Source organism: Paenibacillus sp. PvP094 (assembly GCF_040546835.1).
In the GTDB taxonomy this organism is placed as follows: domain Bacteria; phylum Bacillota; class Bacilli; order Paenibacillales; family Paenibacillaceae; genus Paenibacillus; species Paenibacillus illinoisensis.
On record NZ_JBEPOM010000001.1, the window covers coordinates 2,249,307 to 2,265,891 of the forward strand.

11 protein-coding genes are annotated in these 16,585 nt (G+C 52.1%); 8 read left to right on the plus strand and 3 right to left on the minus strand.

The genetic code is table 11. The features are described 5' to 3' along the window. Positions 1–180 precede the first annotated feature (180 nt). From ABIC22_RS10480 to ABIC22_RS10510, 7 genes are all read left to right on the plus strand, one after another. Positions 181–1,041 carry an alpha/beta hydrolase gene (locus ABIC22_RS10480; protein ID WP_354480655.1) on the plus strand — a complete coding sequence of 287 codons (861 nt, stop codon included), beginning with the start codon at positions 181–183 and terminating at the stop codon, positions 1,039–1,041. Positions 1,042–1,178: 137 nt separating this feature from the next. Further along, positions 1,179–1,964, plus strand: a complete 786-nt coding sequence (locus tag ABIC22_RS10485; RefSeq protein ID WP_354480657.1) for a 2,3-dihydro-2,3-dihydroxybenzoate dehydrogenase — start codon at positions 1,179–1,181, stop codon at positions 1,962–1,964. A 23-nt stretch (positions 1,965–1,987) separates the two neighbouring features. Continuing rightward, positions 1,988–3,322: an isochorismate synthase DhbC gene (gene dhbC, locus ABIC22_RS10490; RefSeq protein ID WP_354480659.1), complete on the plus strand. Its 1,335-nt coding sequence runs from the start codon at positions 1,988–1,990 to the stop codon at positions 3,320–3,322. Between the two features lie 5 nt (positions 3,323–3,327). Next, a complete protein-coding gene (locus ABIC22_RS10495) occupies positions 3,328–4,941 on the plus strand; it encodes a (2,3-dihydroxybenzoyl)adenylate synthase (protein WP_127537506.1) in 1,614 nt (537 codons plus the stop codon). A gap of 64 nt (positions 4,942–5,005) precedes the next feature. Next, on the plus strand, positions 5,006–6,001 hold the full coding sequence (locus ABIC22_RS10500; RefSeq protein ID WP_354480661.1) for an isochorismatase family protein: 996 nt from the start codon (positions 5,006–5,008) through the stop codon (positions 5,999–6,001). Positions 6,002–6,015: 14 nt separating this feature from the next. After that, on the plus strand, positions 6,016–13,242 hold the full coding sequence (locus ABIC22_RS10505; RefSeq protein ID WP_483312586.1) for an amino acid adenylation domain-containing protein: 7,227 nt from the start codon (positions 6,016–6,018) through the stop codon (positions 13,240–13,242). 12 nt (positions 13,243–13,254) lie between these two features. Continuing rightward, entirely contained in the window at positions 13,255–13,491 is a 237-nt protein-coding gene (locus tag ABIC22_RS10510) for an MbtH family protein (protein ID WP_127537504.1), read from the plus strand. 158 nt (positions 13,492–13,649) lie between these two features. Here the strand turns inward: ABIC22_RS10510 and ABIC22_RS10515 are convergent, their stop codons facing one another. The 3 genes from ABIC22_RS10515 to ABIC22_RS10525 form a co-directional block, all read right to left on the minus strand. Next, the gene (locus ABIC22_RS10515) at positions 13,650–13,964 is read right to left on the minus strand and encodes a hypothetical protein (RefSeq protein ID WP_095360236.1); all 315 of its coding nucleotides are present in this window, start codon (positions 13,962–13,964) and stop codon (positions 13,650–13,652) included. 222 nt (positions 13,965–14,186) lie between these two features. Then, positions 14,187–14,873: a 4'-phosphopantetheinyl transferase family protein gene (locus ABIC22_RS10520; RefSeq protein WP_354480664.1), complete on the minus strand. Its 687-nt coding sequence runs from the start codon at positions 14,871–14,873 to the stop codon at positions 14,187–14,189. Between the two features lie 85 nt (positions 14,874–14,958). Further along, positions 14,959–15,828 (minus strand): arylamine N-acetyltransferase family protein, encoded by an 870-nt coding sequence (locus ABIC22_RS10525; RefSeq protein ID WP_354480666.1) that lies wholly within the window; start codon positions 15,826–15,828, stop codon positions 14,959–14,961. 235 nt (positions 15,829–16,063) lie between these two features. Here ABIC22_RS10525 and greA point away from each other — a divergent pair, with 235 nt between their 5' ends. Continuing rightward, positions 16,064–16,543, plus strand: coding sequence for a transcription elongation factor GreA (gene greA, locus ABIC22_RS10530; protein ID WP_127537501.1), 480 nt, complete (start codon positions 16,064–16,066; stop codon positions 16,541–16,543). The last annotated feature ends 42 nt before the right edge of the window (positions 16,544–16,585 follow it).

A 16,585-nucleotide genomic window follows, 5' to 3' on the forward strand; every position in this document is an offset into this window, starting at 1 on the left:
CAAAAGTGGATCAAGAAAAATATGTAAATATGGAGATAATCAAAATGAATTCTGGATATCGTCCATGGGACAGCCGAAATCACTCTTTTATAATTGGTAATGAGAATCAATCTCATATAAAAAATATGATCTATATACACATAGCAATGTGAGTTGAACAACGAGGAGGATCCATCCGTAATGACGTTTCAGCATAATCAATCAGCCTCAGGGACCCTTGAGCAGATGACACGCAGTGCTGTTCCCATTCCCCGTTCAGAACAGTGGACGATGAAATCACGAGCGGGCAATCATGCCTATCAGATCATGGTATATCAGCCCGCAGAGGCCGCCCCGCCGTCTGGATATCCTGTGATTTACCTGCTCGACGCTAACTCTGTGTTCGGCACGATGGTAGAAGCGGCTCGCATACAGGGACGCAGACCCGAGAAGACCGGGGCACTCCCGGCCATCATTGTTGGAATCGGGTACCCGACTGCCGCCCCGTTCTCGCCTCATCGATATTACGATTTTACTCCGCAGGCCACGACGGAATATACCCACAAGTCGGATGGAACAATTTTGCCTGAGCAGGGGGGAGCTGATGCTTTTCTGCAGTTCATTGAAGAGGAACTGAAGCCGGACATGGAGCAGCAGTTCAACATCGATCGGAACAGACAGGCCATTTTTGGCCATTCACTTGGCGGGTTGTTCGTTCTGCACACCCTTTTTACCAAGCCGGACGCTTTCCGTTACTACATTGCTGGAAGCCCTTCGCTTCATTGGAACCAGAAGGTGATGCTGGCCGAGGAACAGGAGTTCATCGCAGGTCTGGAGCAGCATCCGGTCAACGTTCAGGTCTGGATTGGCATGGGCGAACAGGAGAAGAACCATCCTGCCCGCAACAATGACAAGGCATCGGGTTTAACGGAACGCTTATCTGCATTGAAACAGCCGGGCCTCGATATTCAATATACCGAGTTCGAGAAGGAGAATCATGTCTCGGTGCTGCCGTTTCTGATCAGTCGTACGATACGTTTGGCCTGCAGTCCTGAAGCGTAGGGGCGGAAGAATAGATGTTTGTTTGATTTAGTTGTGGATAGGCTGCTTTCGGATTGGCTGAGATGTCATGGATGGTCCAATGGAGTTCAACAATGAGTCAACGTTCAACAGGCAGTAAGTCAGGGGAGGTATACAGCGTGAGCTATACAGGAATTCATGGAAAGGTGGCTCTGGTCACCGGTGCAGCACAGGGAATCGGCGAAGCGGTTGCCAGAGCTCTGGCTGAACAGGGTGCAGTTGTAGCAGCAGTAGATATTCGGGAAGAGCAGCTCGATCAGCTGGCTGTGGATCTAAATCATCAAGGTCATCAGGCGGCTGCTTATCCTGCTGATATTGTGAATCGCCAATCGGTAGACGATACCGTACAGCGAATCGAGGCTACACTTGGACCGATTGGCATTTTGATCAATGCGGCTGGTGTGCTGCATACAGGTACAGTGGCATCCCTGAGTGACGAGGAATGGACAAGAACGTTCGATGTTAATACCCACGGTGTATTTTATATGTCACGTGCAGTTGTACGAAATATGGCAAGGCGCCAATCGGGAACAGTGGTTACTGTTGGCTCGAACGCTTCAGGCGTACCCCGGATGCACATGTCGGCTTATGCAGCCTCCAAGGCGGCGTCCACCATGTTTACCAAATGTCTTGCACTTGAATATGCGGAGCAGCATATCCGCTGCAATATTGTATCTCCAGGGTCGACGGACACCCCCATGCAGCGGGCCTTATGGCAGGATGATCATGGCGCTCAGGCCATCATTGCAGGATCGCAGCAGGCGTACCGTCTCGGCATTCCTCTGAACAGGCTGGCATTGCCTTCCGATATCGCGGATGCCGTACTCTTTTTGGCGTCAGACCAGGCGAGGCATATTACCATGCATAATTTGTGTGTGGATGGAGGCGCCACACTCGGCGTCTGAATCAAGATAAGGAGATGATGAATATGTCAAAAGCGGGTGCAATCGCAGCAACCTCCGCCTTACACCTTCTGGAACAATATCGGGAGGGGACGTCCTTTTTCTGGTCTTCACCGCAACATACCTTGCTCGCTCAAGGCGAGCGAATGAGGTTTCCTGTCTCCGCTGTTCAGCAGCAGGTGGTATCTGATTCCTCAGGAAACATGGATCATGCCCATGATTACCACGTGGAAGGAGTACATTTTGTTATCGAACAGGTTCGCCAAATGATTCAGGAAGCGCAGCAAACGGGCCTTCGGAAACCAATTGTGGTGGGAGCGATACCTTTTGATCCGAGTCAGTCCTCAGCCGAGCTGTTGATCCCGGAAACGGTGCAATGGGCAGAACCTCCAAGCCATGCTGCAAACGGATTATACGAGAGGCGCCCGGCTGCGGCTGGCTGCGAGATTGAGGAAGTGCCTGGGGCCGAGATGTATCAACGAAGTGTCAATCATGTGCTGAGGCAGATGGAGCAGGGAGAACTCGACAAAGTTGTGTTATCCCGCACACTGCATGTGGTCTCAGAGGATCTTGTGGATACACATCAGCTTCTGCGTAATTTGTTCAGGGATAATGCACACGGGTATACGTTTGCAGTTCCCATGAGGAAAGTTTCCAAAATGGAAAGTACTATAACAACGATAAATCGCGACGAGTGTGAAGTCGATCACCAAGGCACACGTACGTTTATTGGCGCAAGTCCGGAGCTGTTGGTTACTCGAAAAGGCACCATCATACGGGTGAATCCGCTGGCTGGCTCCGCTGCTCGTAGTGATGACCCTGCTGAGGATCGCCGCCGCGCAGAGGCACTGCTGGCTTCAGCCAAAGATCGGCATGAGCATGCTGTCGTCATTGATGCTATTGCTGCTGCACTCCGACCTCTTTGCAAACAACTGATCGTTCCGGCAGAGCCCTCCTTGATCCAGACAAGCACGATGTGGCATCTGTCTACCGAGATTCATGGAGAATTGCTGGATAGAGATATTTCGTCACTGGAGGTGGCCTTTGCTCTCCATCCGACCCCGGCTATCTGCGGAACGCCTGTATTAACGGCCAAAGAGGCCATTGGGTTACAGGAACCGTTTGATCGCGGACTGTTCACCGGCATGGTTGGTTGGTGCGACAGCGAGGGAGACGGGGAATGGGCTGTGACCATCCGCTGTGCGGAAGTGGAGGGCAATGAACTTCGACTATTCGCTGGGGCAGGCATCGTAGCGGGCTCCACACCGGAAGCGGAACTGGCAGAGACCTCCGCCAAATTCAGAACAATGCTGCTTGCCATGGGTTTGGACTCCACCGTATCCCATTTGAAGGAGGAATAAAAAAGATGCTGCCAGGATATCAGGCTTGGCCTGAAGAGTTTGCAGAGTTTTATCGTCAGGAAGGTTGCTGGGAGGGCATTACATTTGGAGAAATGCTCCGGCAGCGTGCGGATGGTTATGGCAATCGTACTGCCATTATTAGCGGTGGAGAGCAATTAACCTATGCAGAGTTGGACAGACGAGTCGACCAATTGGCGGCAGGGTTGTATGCCAAGGGAATACGGCAATATGACCGCGTTATTGTGCAGCTGCCGAACATAACGGCTTTTGTTGAAGTGATCTTTGCCCTGTTCCGTCTGGGAGCACTGCCGGTGTTTGCACTGCCTTTGCATCGGAAAAGTGAAATCGAGTACTTCGCCCGCTTCTCTGAGGCTGTTGCTTATCTGATCCCGGATCAGGATGGGGGATTTGATTATCGCAAACTTGCAGCAGAAGTTCAGGCAGAGGTGCCGAGCCTTAGACATATTATTGTGGCGGGAGAAGCCGGTGCATTTACTAATCTTGAGGATTTATATATTGATCCCGTTCAGCTGCAGGATGATCAACCAGTCTCTTCGGATGTAGCCTTTCTTCAGTTGTCTGGTGGAAGCACCGGACTGTCCAAGATGATCCCGCGCACCCATGATGACTATATCTACAGTCTGCGGAGAAGCGTCGAGGTCTGCGGACTCGGCCCGGAAAGTGTATACCTGGCTGTTCTGCCTGTAGCGCATAATTACCCTCTAAGTTCGCCAGGAATACTAGGCACGCTATATGCAGGAGGTACGGTTGTGCTGTCACGGGGGTCAAGCCCGGATGAAGCTTTCCCGCTCATGAAGGAGCATCAGGTGACCATCACGGCGCTGGTGCCCCCGCTCGCCCTGATCTGGCTGAACGCGGCCGCTGCGAGAGGAACCAAGCTGACATCACTGAAGGTTCTCCAGGTTGGTGGAGCCAAATTCAGTGCGGAGGTGGCGGGACGCGTCAGACCAGTCTTGGGCTGCACACTGCAGCAAGTCTTTGGCATGGCCGAGGGGCTTGTGAACTATACCCGTTTGGATGATCCCGAGCACATCATTATTAACACACAGGGTAAACCGATGTCCCCCTACGACGAGGTAAAGATTGTGGATGACGAGGACATTGAAGTGGAGTTGGGGCAATCCGGGCATCTGCTGACCCGGGGGCCCTATACCATTCGTGGTTATTACAAGGCCGAAGAGCACAACGCGAGATCCTTCACCACAGATGGGTTCTATCGTACAGGAGATATTGCGAGCTTAACACCCGAGGGTTACCTCATTGTGGAGGGCCGGGCGAAGGATCAGATCAACCGTGGCGGAGACAAGGTAGCTGCTGAAGAAGTGGAGAACCATCTGCTGGCTCATCCGGGTGTTCATGATGCAGCACTGGTGTCTATGCCGGATGAATATTTAGGCGAGCGCTCCTGTGCGTTTATCGTACCCAGCGGCGAGAATCTGGCTGCTGCCGAAATCAAGTCCTATCTGCGCAGTCGCGGCCTGGCGAGCTACAAAATCCCGGATCGGGTTGAGTTTGTCCAATCTTTTCCCAAGACGGGTGTCGGCAAGGTTAGCAAGAAGGCACTCCGCGAGATGCTGACGATGAAGCAGCCCATATAACGATCTTGATGCAGGGCTACGTTGAAACGGTTTGAAATAAATAACGCTGAAAAGAGGGATATGGATGGCACTTCCAGTGATTAAGTCATATGCAATGCCTGCAGAGTCGGAGCTTCCGGTCAATAAGGTAGCGTGGACGCCGGATGCGAAGCGTGCAGTACTACTTATTCACGATATGCAGCAATATTTCATGGATGCTTTTACGGCAGGGGAATCACCTGTAGTGGAGCTGATTGATCATATTGGACAACTTCGTGCAAAGTGTCATGAACTGGGCATACCTGTGGTGTATTCTGCCCAGCCGGGTGGACAGACACCGGAGCAGCGCGGACTGCAGCTGGACTTCTGGGGAGCGGGCATTAATGGGGGACCTACGCAAAAGCAAATCATTGAACCACTGACACCTGCTCCGCAGGATACGTTTATGACCAAATGGCGGTACAGCGCCTTCCAGAAGACGGAACTGCTTGAATTGATGCAGGAGCAGGGCCGGGATCAGCTGATCGTATGCGGCATCTATGCTCATATTGGTTGTCTGATGACCTCCTGTGAGGCATTTATGAAGGATATTCAGGCCTTCCTGGTTGCTGACGCGGTAGCTGATTTTTCAGCTGAGAAGCACCGTATGGCACTTACCTATGCGTCCGAGCGCTGCGCAGTAACGCTGACCACCGGGCGATTGCTTGAATTGCTCGGGGCCTCTGCTAAAGGAAACGATTCGGTCGGGGCAAGCTTCTCGGAGGCAAGATCACACACTGCTGCAGCGATGGAGTCTGCTGAGACGAGTACTGGCAGCGGTGCTCAGGCGAGACTTGACGCGCTGCGAGTACAGGTTGCCGAACTGCTGCAAGAGCAACCATCCCGGATCGGGGAGCATGATGACCTCATTGAGATCTGGGGGCTCGATTCCATACGCATTATGAGCCTGGCGGAGCGTTTTCGGGTGGAAGGAACAGAGGTAACCTTTGTCGATCTGGCCGAGCAGCCAACGCTAGCCTCGTGGGCGGTGCTGTTGAGTGCACAGCCTCATAGGGTCATGCCGAACGGAGATTACTTTTGAGCGGGGCGGTGAACTTGTCGCAGCGTCGGAATGGAACGTGGCCCATGTCGGCTGCCCAGTCCGGGATCTGGTTTGCTCATCAGCTGAATCCGGACAACCCCATGTACAACACAGGTGAATACGTGGTTATTCACGGGCATGTTGATGTACAACGGTTTGAACAGAGTGTTCGTCAAACCGTCTCGGAGGCCGAAACCTTAAACATGGTTTATGGCGAAAATGAACACGGCCCTTACCAAACCCTCAACCAGGAGGGCGATCATTGGACATTTCATGTACTGGATGTTCGCGGCGAACAGGACCCCCATGCGGCGGCTATGGCCTGGATGCATCAGGATCTCGCCAGCCCCGTCAATCTAGCAACTGGACCGGTATTTACAGAAGCCCTGTTCCAAGTGAGTGAAGGGTGCTGCTACTGGTACCAGCGTGTGCACCATATTGCGATTGACGGATACGGCGTATCGCTAATTACCCGTAGAGTAGCAAGTCTGTATACTGCCAGGGTTAAGGGTGGATCAGGTGAGAGTGTCATGGAAACACGAGCATTTGGACCGCTTTCCTCTGTCATTCAGGAGGATGAGGCTTATCATGCATCTGCTGCAAGGGAGCAGGATCGCACGTTTTGGCTGGAACGTTATGCTGATGAACCGGACGTCGTAAGTTTGGGCGAAAAGGCTTCCCGGACAGCGGATCATTTCCTGCGGCAGAGGTTTGAACTAACACAGTTCGATCGGGATCGCCTTCAGGATGCGGCCGCCCGGTATGGGGTAACCTGGCCTGATCTGTTTATTGCAGCAGCAGCCATTTATGTGCATCGGATCACCGGCACGCAAGATGTGATACTGGCTTTGCCTGTCATGTGCAGGCTGGGATCGACAGCCTTGCGTGTGCCAGGCATGGTTATGAACGTGCTCCCGCTGCGCTTGAAAGTTGAGTCTGATATGCGTATATCTGCCCTGGCCGAACAGATTGTGCGGGAGATCCGTGCCGTTCGCAAGCATCAACGTTACCGGCACCAGGATCTGCGGCGTGATCTGAAGCTGCTGGGGGAGAATCGCCGACTATTCGGGCCGATGATCAATGTCATGCCATTCCACCATGAGCTGAATTTCGCGGGTCAGCGCGGGATGATCCATAACTTGTCTACAGGTCCGGTCGATGACCTGTCCATTCATGTCGTGGATCAAGGGCACGGTCATGGACTTCGAATTGATCTTGATGCCAATCCTTCCGTCTACAGCGAATCGGATCTGCTGAGTCATCAGCTCCGTTATATGCAGCTGCTGACTGCAATGATGCAGCAAGGAATCGAAGAGCAGTACGTAGGTCAAATGGAAGTGCTGTTACCTGAAGAACGTGACCAGGTCCTGAACGGGTGGAATCAGACACAGCACAAGGCTCCTGAGCGGAACTCGGCGGCCATGTTCGAACAGCAGGTTCGGCGCACCCCATCTGCCATGGCGGCAACGTTTGAAACTGAATCTCTGACCTATGCCGAGCTTAACGAGCGTTCAAACCGTCTGGCTCACGAGCTGATCCAGCATTACAAGGTGGGACCGGAGCAGATCGTAGCCATTGCCATGCCGCGATCTCTGGAGGTCGTGGTTGCCATTCTGGCTGTTCATAAGACGGGAGCAGCTTACCTTCCGCTGGACCCGGATTACCCTGAAGAGAGACTAACCTACATGCTAGAGGATGCCAGACCGGCATGTCTGATTACGGTGAGGCACAATCTGTCCCATTTGCAGCACATGTCCGATGTCCCCATGTTGGCCTTGGATGAACCGAAGGTTGCGGCGAGAATAGGCCGTCAGTCCGGGAGCAATCCCGAACCAGAGGATCTCATAAAAGCTGCCTCGCAGCTGAACCCCTCCTATATCATCTATACCTCCGGATCAACAGGTAAACCGAAGGGGGTTGCCGTTACCCATCTCGGCCTGTCCAATCTGCTGGAAGACATGAAGCTGAGACTGAAGGTTGGGCCGCAGGATTGCTGGTTATCGGTCACTACAATTGCTTTTGACATTTCTGTTCTTGAGGTATTTCTGCCTCTTACGACTGGAGCAAGGCTGGATATAGCTCGCAAAGAAACCATTCTTGATCCGGTGGCTCTGGCTGCACAGATGAGACGGCAGGGGACAACGATCATGCAAGCCACACCAACGTTGTGGCAGTCTCTGGTGACCAGCAAGCCTGGGACATTTGACGGTTTGACGGTCATTACCGGCGGTGAAGCCCTCTCTGAGGAACTGAAGCTTTCCTTGCAGGAGATGGGATGTCACGTGCATAACCAATATGGACCGACGGAGACCACGATTTATTCAACGGCTGCTGCGATGGTTGCTGAATCAACGGGTAAACCCTCTATTGGCGGACCGGTTCGAAACACGCAGCTATTCGTGCTGGATGGGAGTCTGAATCCAGTCCCACCGGGTGTTGTCGGAGAATTATATATTGCGGGAGATGGGCTGGCACGAGGTTATCTGGGAAGACCCGACCTGACCGCCGAGCGTTTTGTTGCGAATCCCTTCGGACAAGCAGGCTCCCGCATGTATCGTACAGGAGACTTGGCGAAGTGGCTGCCTGACGGATCGATTGACTATTTGGGCAGGGCAGACCACCAGATCAAAATCAGAGGATTCCGCATCGAATTGGGTGAGATTGAATCCGTCATTTCCAGATACCCGGGCGTAGCCCAGGTTACTGTTATGGCACGCGAGGACCAACCTGGGAATCCGCGTCTGGCCGCGTATGTGGTTGCAGCCTCTGAATACTCGTCAGGCCTGGATCTGTCGTTGCTTCGGGCACATGTGGCGGATGAACTGCCGGATTACATGGTCCCAGCTGCCTTCATGAACCTTGCCGAGATGCCGCTGACTCCCAATAAAAAAATCGATCGCAAGCAGCTGCCTGTCCCTTCCGTACAGTCCCATGCCAGCGGACGTGAGGCCAGAACGCCTCAAGAGGAGATGCTGTGCAGTTTGTACGCTGAGATTCTGGGTGTTGCTCGTGTAGGGATCGACGATGATTTCTTCGAGCTGGGTGGACATTCCCTGCTCGCAGGCCGTATAACAGCAAGGATTCGGGATGTGTTTGGAGCAGAGCTGAACATTGGCAGTGTATTCGAGTCACCAACGGCAGCAGGCCTCGCCAAGAAATTGGATCAGGTGGGGTCAGTCCGACCAGTAATAGAGGCTTTTGCCCGTCAAGGTGAGATTCCTCTCTCCTTTGCTCAGCGCCGGCTCTGGTTTCTGTATTGTCTGGAAGGACCGAGCCCTACGTACAATATTCCGCTTGTGGTGCGGTTAACCGGCAAACTTGATATATCTGCGCTCCAAGCCGCCATTCAGGACATTGTTGATCGCCATGAGACGTTGAGAACGTTATATCCGCCAGAGCTTGGTTCTGCAAGCCAGACCATTCTGGATGCCGAAGACGTTCGTGTGAACTTACATGCAAGCTACGCTGCAGAGAATGAGCTGTCGGAACTTCTGACCGAAGCTTCCCGGTACAGCTTCGAGCTCTCAAGCGAGCCGGGTATCCGTACGGAGCTGTTTACATCCGGTCCGGACGAGCATGTTCTGTTGTTACTGCTTCATCATATTGCTGGAGATGGTTGGTCCCTGTCACCTTTGATGCGGGACTTGTCCCAAGCATACAGGGCACGTGTTCAGGGGGCGGCGCCTTCCTGGGAACCTCTGCGCATTCAATATGCCGATTACGCGGTGTGGCAAGACCGACTGCTTGGAGATGAAGGGCAGCCGGACAGCCTGATTGCAAGGCAGCTTGAGTTCTGGAGCCGTCAACTGGAAGGCTTGCCGGAACAAGTGACGTTTCCAGCCGATTATCCGCGTCCGGTGGTCTCCAGCTACCGGGGCGGAACGATCCCTTTTACCATTAGTCAGAAACTGCATGAACAGCTCTTGGCTGTGGCGCGGGAAAACAAGGTCAGTCTCTTCATGGTTTTGCATGCCGTATTGTCGGTACTGCTTACACGTATGGGAGCGGGTACGGATATTGCGATTGGGACCCCGATTGCCGGCAGAAGCGACGATGCACTGGACGAAGTGGTGGGCATGTTCATCAATACCCTTGTGCTGCGTACAGACACTTCCGGGGATCCGACGTTCCGTGAACTGCTGGCACGTGTGCGGGAAGTGGATCTGGCTGCTTACGAACATCAGGATCTGCCTTTTGAGCGTTTGGTTGAAGTGCTGAATCCGTCCAGGTCCCGCTCCAAGCATCCACTGTTTCAGGTGATGCTGGTCCTGCAAAATACGCCAGACGTTCAGCTCGATCTGCCAGGAGTCGTATCGCAAACGAGTATGCAGGGCGTGGGTTCCTCCAAATTCGACCTGACTGTGGAGCTCACGGAACAACGCGAACACAATGGTTCGCCAGCAGGAGTCGAAGGCGTGCTGGAGTACAGTACGGATCTTTTCCGGGAATCAACGGCAGCAGAGCTTGTGGTCCGATTGATCCAGGTGCTGGAGGATGCCGTCCAGCAGACGGATGGGCACATTAGCTGCTTTGACGTGGTAACTCCCAAGGAACGTGCCCTCCTGGAGCAGCAGTGTTTTGCCGCAGGGGATGAAGATTCTTTATCTGGAATGACTATTGTTGAACGCTTTGAAATTCAGGCTGCGGCTACCCCGGATGCCCCGGCTGTGAGCATGGGAGACACAGTCATTAACTATCAAGAGCTCAATGCAAGAGCCAACAGGCTGGCAAGATTGTTGATTGCGGAAGGTGTGGGGCCAGAGCAGATGGTTGCTCTTGCACTGCCACGTTCCACTGAGATGGTGGTCGGTATTCTGGCTGTGTTAAAAGCAGGGGCGGCCTATCTTCCGCTTGATCCGAATTATCCATCAGACCGATTGACGCATATGCTGACAGACGCAGCGCCGGGCGTGATGATTACAAACGAGGAAGTAGCGTCCCTGCTGCCTCAGATAGAATCCGTACAACGGTTAAACCTGGATGATTCTCAAACCATTCAGCGGCTGTCTGCTCAGGATGAACGAAATCCCGCAGATGGTGAACGCAATGGATGCGTATCTCATCTCAGTCCGGCTTATATGATCTATACTTCGGGTTCCACAGGCAAACCAAAGGGAGTGGTTATTCCCCATGCCAATGTGATCCGGTTATTTGAGGCTACACAGCACTGGTTTCAATTTAATGCGAGTGATGTATGGACGCTATTCCATTCTTACGCCTTTGACTTCTCGGTCTGGGAGATCTGGGGACCACTGCTGCACGGGGGCCGGCTGGTCGTTGTGCCGCATGAGATTAGTCGCTCACCAGGTGCATTCCTGCAGCTGCTTGCTGAGCAAGAGGTAACGGTGTTAAATCAGACACCGTCAGCATTCTACCAGCTGATGCAGGCGGATCGGGAGCATCCGGAGTGGGGGCAGAAGCTTGGACTCCGCTACGTGATCTTTGGAGGAGAGGCACTGGAGCTCGGGCGATTAGAGGGTTGGTATGAGCGCCATCCAGATGATGCACCAAGATTGATTAATATGTATGGCATTACGGAGACCACCGTTCATGTCAGCTATCAGGAACTGCACGCAGGCAGTGCCGCAGAAGGAGCCAGCAGCTGGATCGGCTGTGCCATTCCGGATCTGCGCGTATACGTGCTGGATGATCATCTCCAGCCTGTGCCTGCAGGTGTGATAGGTGAGATGTATGTGGCCGGGGCAGGCCTTGCCCGCGGGTATTGGGGCAGACCGGATCTTACGGCAGAGCGTTTCGTCGCAGATCCATACGGTCCTGCAGGAACACGCATGTACCGGACGGGAGATTTGGCCAAACGACTTCATGATGGGTCACTTGATTACTTGGGGCGGGCGGATCAGCAGGTAAAAATACGCGGTTTCCGCATCGAGCTTGGCGAGATCGAAGCGGTGCTAGCCAGACATCCCGAGGTTGCACAAGCTGCGGTCATCGTCCGCGAAGACCAGCCGGGAGGTAAACGCCTCGTGGCGTATATTGTGCCAAACTCGAAGACGGGTTCCGGACCAGAATCGGCTATGCTTCGTCGTCATGCTTCAGCAAGTCTGCCTGATTACATGGTTCCATCTGCGGTGGTCACCATGGAGGCTATACCGCTCACGGCCAACGGCAAGCTGGACCGTAAGGCTTTGCCTGTACCGGAGATGCAGCTGACTTCCGGTGGCCGGGCACCGCGTAATCCGCAAGAGCAGATTTTGTGTGATCTGTTTGCCGAAGTGCTGGGATTGCGAAGTGTCAGCATCGATGATGGGTTCTTTGACCTTGGTGGACATTCCCTGCTCGCTGTTCGTTTGATGAGCCGAATCCGGGAGGCTATGGGCAAGGAACCGGGCATTGGCATTTTGTTTGAAACGGCAACGGTTGCCGGACTGGCTGAACGGCTTGAAATGGATTCGGATACGGGAACAGGTTCGCTGCAAGTGCTGCTGCCTCTTCGGACTCACGGAGCCCACCTCCCGCTGTTCTGTGTTCATCCTGCCGGAGGATTAAGCTGGTGTTATGCCGGGTTGATGAAGCATCTGGGTATGGAATACCCGATTTATGGATTACAGGCTCGCGGCATTGCCCAGTACGAGGATCTTCCGGCTACGCTGGAGGACATGACAGCAGATTATATCCGTCATATTCGCTCAGTACAGCCTGAGGGACCTTACCGATTGCTGGGCTGGTCTCTTGGAGGCAATGTAGCTCAGGCCATGGCTGTACAGCTTCAGTCGGAAGGGGAGGAGGTAGAGTTTCTCGCCATGCTGGACGCCTATCCGAGTCATTATCTTCCGATTCGCGGGGAACCGGATGAGGAAGAGGCGCTGACCGCCTTACTTGCCCTTGGTGGATATGATCCGGACAGTATTGGGGAAGGTCCGCTGGATATGGCAGCAGCCATGCGTATTCTGCGCAGTGAAGGAAGTGCGCTGGCCAGTCTGGATGAGGAGACGATCATGAAACTGCGGAAAACGTATGAAAATTCCGTGCGGATTCTGGGAGCATACACGCCTTCCCGATTCGAAGGGGATCTGATTTTCTTCCGTTCTACTGTCATTCCGGACTGGTTTGACCCCATTGAACCAGAGATGTGGAATGCCTATATTGGAGGCCAAATGGAAAGGCATGATCTTGCCTGCCGCCACAAGGATCTCTGCCAGCCTGGACCACTGGCTGAAATATGCCAGACGCTGACGGCCAAGCTGGAGATGCTGAATCAGCGCCAAGTTCATCTTAAATAGGAGGATAAGCCGATGAGCAACCCTTTTGAACAGGAAGACAGCAATTATCTGGTATTAATGAATGAGGAAGGGCAGTATTCGCTCTGGCCTGCATCCATTCCAGTCCCTGCAGGCTGGACCCAGATGCTGGGCAAGGCAAAACGCCGGGTGTGTCTTGATTATATTGCGGAGCAGTGGACGGACCTGAAGCCACTAAGCCTCTGTGATGAAACGGGGATGCCGGGTGTGGTCCAAGAGGCTGGCGGATGAGACTCCGGCTGCATCCCAAGGCCATTGTCAGTATAAATAAATATCAAAAATCCCTGGCTTATTTGCCAGGGATTTTGGTGTTTCTACATATTTACTATTTACTATCTACAAGTTGAATCTAGAAAAACGGTATTGCTAAGCTTCTTTTAAAGGATAGATTAGGCTGCTGGGGCAACAATTTGAGTTCTCTCAAGAACGGCTTGAGATTCAGCATTTGCAGGGCGGTAGCCTTTTTCGAGCAATTCTTTAATATAAATTTTGTTGTAGACGAACGAGAATACGATTCCGCTAACCCAAGCCCCGATACCAAAAGTGAAGGCTCCGATAGCTGCAGCGATTAAAAACATAATAACAGCCCATTTCAAATCACCACGGAACAGAGCAGGGAGAAACCCGAAAAAGAATGTTGTCCAGCTGAAACCAACTTTGACGTTTTTGGTTACACCGGCACTGTTTTGCAAAAAGATATGCATTTGTCCACTTCCTTCTAAAATAATGAATCGGAGAGATAATCGGGGATCGACAAAAGTATGTAAGGTATAATCTAGTTATAAAAGCCTGATCTGTTTTTCCTATTTCTCGTCCAAGTGGTTCTATAGTACCATTAATTGGACAAGATGTAATCATTTTTTTTGAAAAACTATGTGTTTAAAGGTGAAAATAAAAAAAGAAGGAAGGAATGAAAATTCCCTCCTTCACAGTATGAATGAATATAATTCCTCAATCGTAATCACATCAGGCTGGGTTGGCAGTTCCGTTGCCGCGGAACTGGTCGCTGCCAGCATATGTCCCTCATCCAGACGCTGGCTGAGGAATTGATACGTCGGTGCTTCGGGACAATACCAGTGACCGCCCATGCCACGCAGCATGGAAAAGGAGTCTAGCGGCATGGATAACCCCATACCGATGGCCTTGATATAACTTTCTTTCAGCGTCCACAGCTGATAGAAGGTTTCCAGCTGCTGATCCGCGGGCTCTGCTGCCAGATTTTTGCTCTCCAACGGAGAGAAGAAACGTTCGGCAATCGTCATGTCGATGGGGGATATTTTCTCTACATCCACACCGAGTGGAGCGTGACCTCCTGAAATGACGGCAACCCAATCACCGGAATGGGATACATTGAAGGGCAGATCAGGATGGCTGATAAGTGAAGGCTTACCGTATGTATTGCGGATAAAGGTAAGATCGCCCGGTCTCGCACCAGTCCACTTGCTGAGTATCACACGAGCCAGCGTCTCCCCAAGCACCGAACGATAGGCATCGGCCTGATGGACAAAACGTGACGCTTGCTGCCGCCGCTCAGCCGAGACGAGCGCGAGGAGCAAATGCCAAACTTCATTGGGGATTTCTGCAGGAATGCGCAGAACTTGAATGTTTATCATGATTTATCACCTGACGAGATATTCGGCATGTGCAGCAAATTCCCCTTTATATTCCTTTGTTCTCCCAATGAGTTTTCGCCCCTTTTTACACCTGTTGCGTTCTCTTCCACTCCTCATGCCCAGCACGAATACGTTCCCACATCTCCACGCGCTCCAGTTCACTATAGCGTACCAACGGTTCATAAAAGACTCCGTCCAACACCTCTCTCCAGGCTGTATAGCTCTCTATTTCGGTTTTATGAATGCCTTCTGCGGTATGGGTTCGCAGCATGCATCCACGCAGCTCGTTGCTGGCCACAGCATTCCGCTGGCGAAGCAGGAAAACATGATGCCATGGCGATTCGGCTGATTGACTGTAGAAATGATGGTTGGTGATAAACTCATCCAGGGTATGGATTACCTCTGGAGCATAGTCTACGCCCTCACTGGGTCCATGAGGTTCGTATTCAAGTCGCCATCCCTCAGAAGCAACGCTGGATGAGGTTAAGTTGTAGGTGAAAGGAGCCTCTCCATAAACCTCATAACGAAGTGGCAGAGGCTCGAAGGGCATGCCACCCAGGCCAACATCGACGATCCAGCGTTCGGTCTCAGGTCCAGCTTCAGGTAGGAGTACGGACAGGCCAAGATGGAACGAATTCACACGCGGCTGCTCTCCATGGGGCTGCACTCCCGCGCGATGCCACTGTACTTCATAGCCGAGAGAACGAAGCAGGATGCTAAATGCGCCATTGAGATGGAAGCAGTACCCGCTGCGTCCTTGCAGGACAAGTCGGACTGAATTGGCAAGATCGATTGCCTCCGGGCGTCCTGTAAAGATATCTATCGTTTGCCATGAAAGGTATTGTACATGTGCACGATGAAGTTCTGACAAAAATTCCAATGTTGCCGGTTTAATATCATCAATGTGGATCCGTTTCAGATAGGACTTCAGTTCTGAATCTGTCAATGTGTTCAAGCGGAATCACCTCAAATCGGTTAGTCGGCCATTCTTAAAGGAAGCGAAAAGGCCATGATTTTATTGTAGAAGTGACAAGTGAAAATGGATACTCACGTTTACTCAGATTGTACCGGTACAATTGAGACAGCATCTATATAGTGGAGGATGAAATTCTTTTTTCGGGGGTATGTTAACCGTTTGGAGGGGATATAGGTTAGAATATAGATAGAAAGCAGGATTAGGAGATGGAAAAATGGCTAATGATGAAGTAATTTTGACACAGGAAGGCTTGGAAAAGCTGGAGGACGAACTGAGGGAATTGAAGACGGTGAAGCGTAAAGAGTTGGCCGAGCGTCTGAAGCTTGCGATCAGTTACGGTGACCTGAAGGAAAATAGTGAGTATCATTCAGCCAAAGATGATCAGGCATTTATGGAAACCCGCATTTTGATTCTGGAGAAGATGCTGACCAAGGCAAGAGTGATTAGTTCGGATAATATCGACTCCAACAAGGTGAGCATTGGCTCAATCGTGCTGCTGAATGATATTGAATTTGCAGAAAAGATTGAATATCAACTGGTTGGTCCAGCCGAAGCCGATGTGGCAAATAACAAAATTTCCTACGAAAGCCCACTCGGCAAGGAGATTGTGGGCAAAGAAGTAGGCAGCGTCATTCATGTCAATGCACCGATGGGTGTTATCAAATATGAGTTGCTTGAGATCAGATCGAACTAACAACTGATCAAATAAGGATTACGTTGCTGCCATGTGAATGGC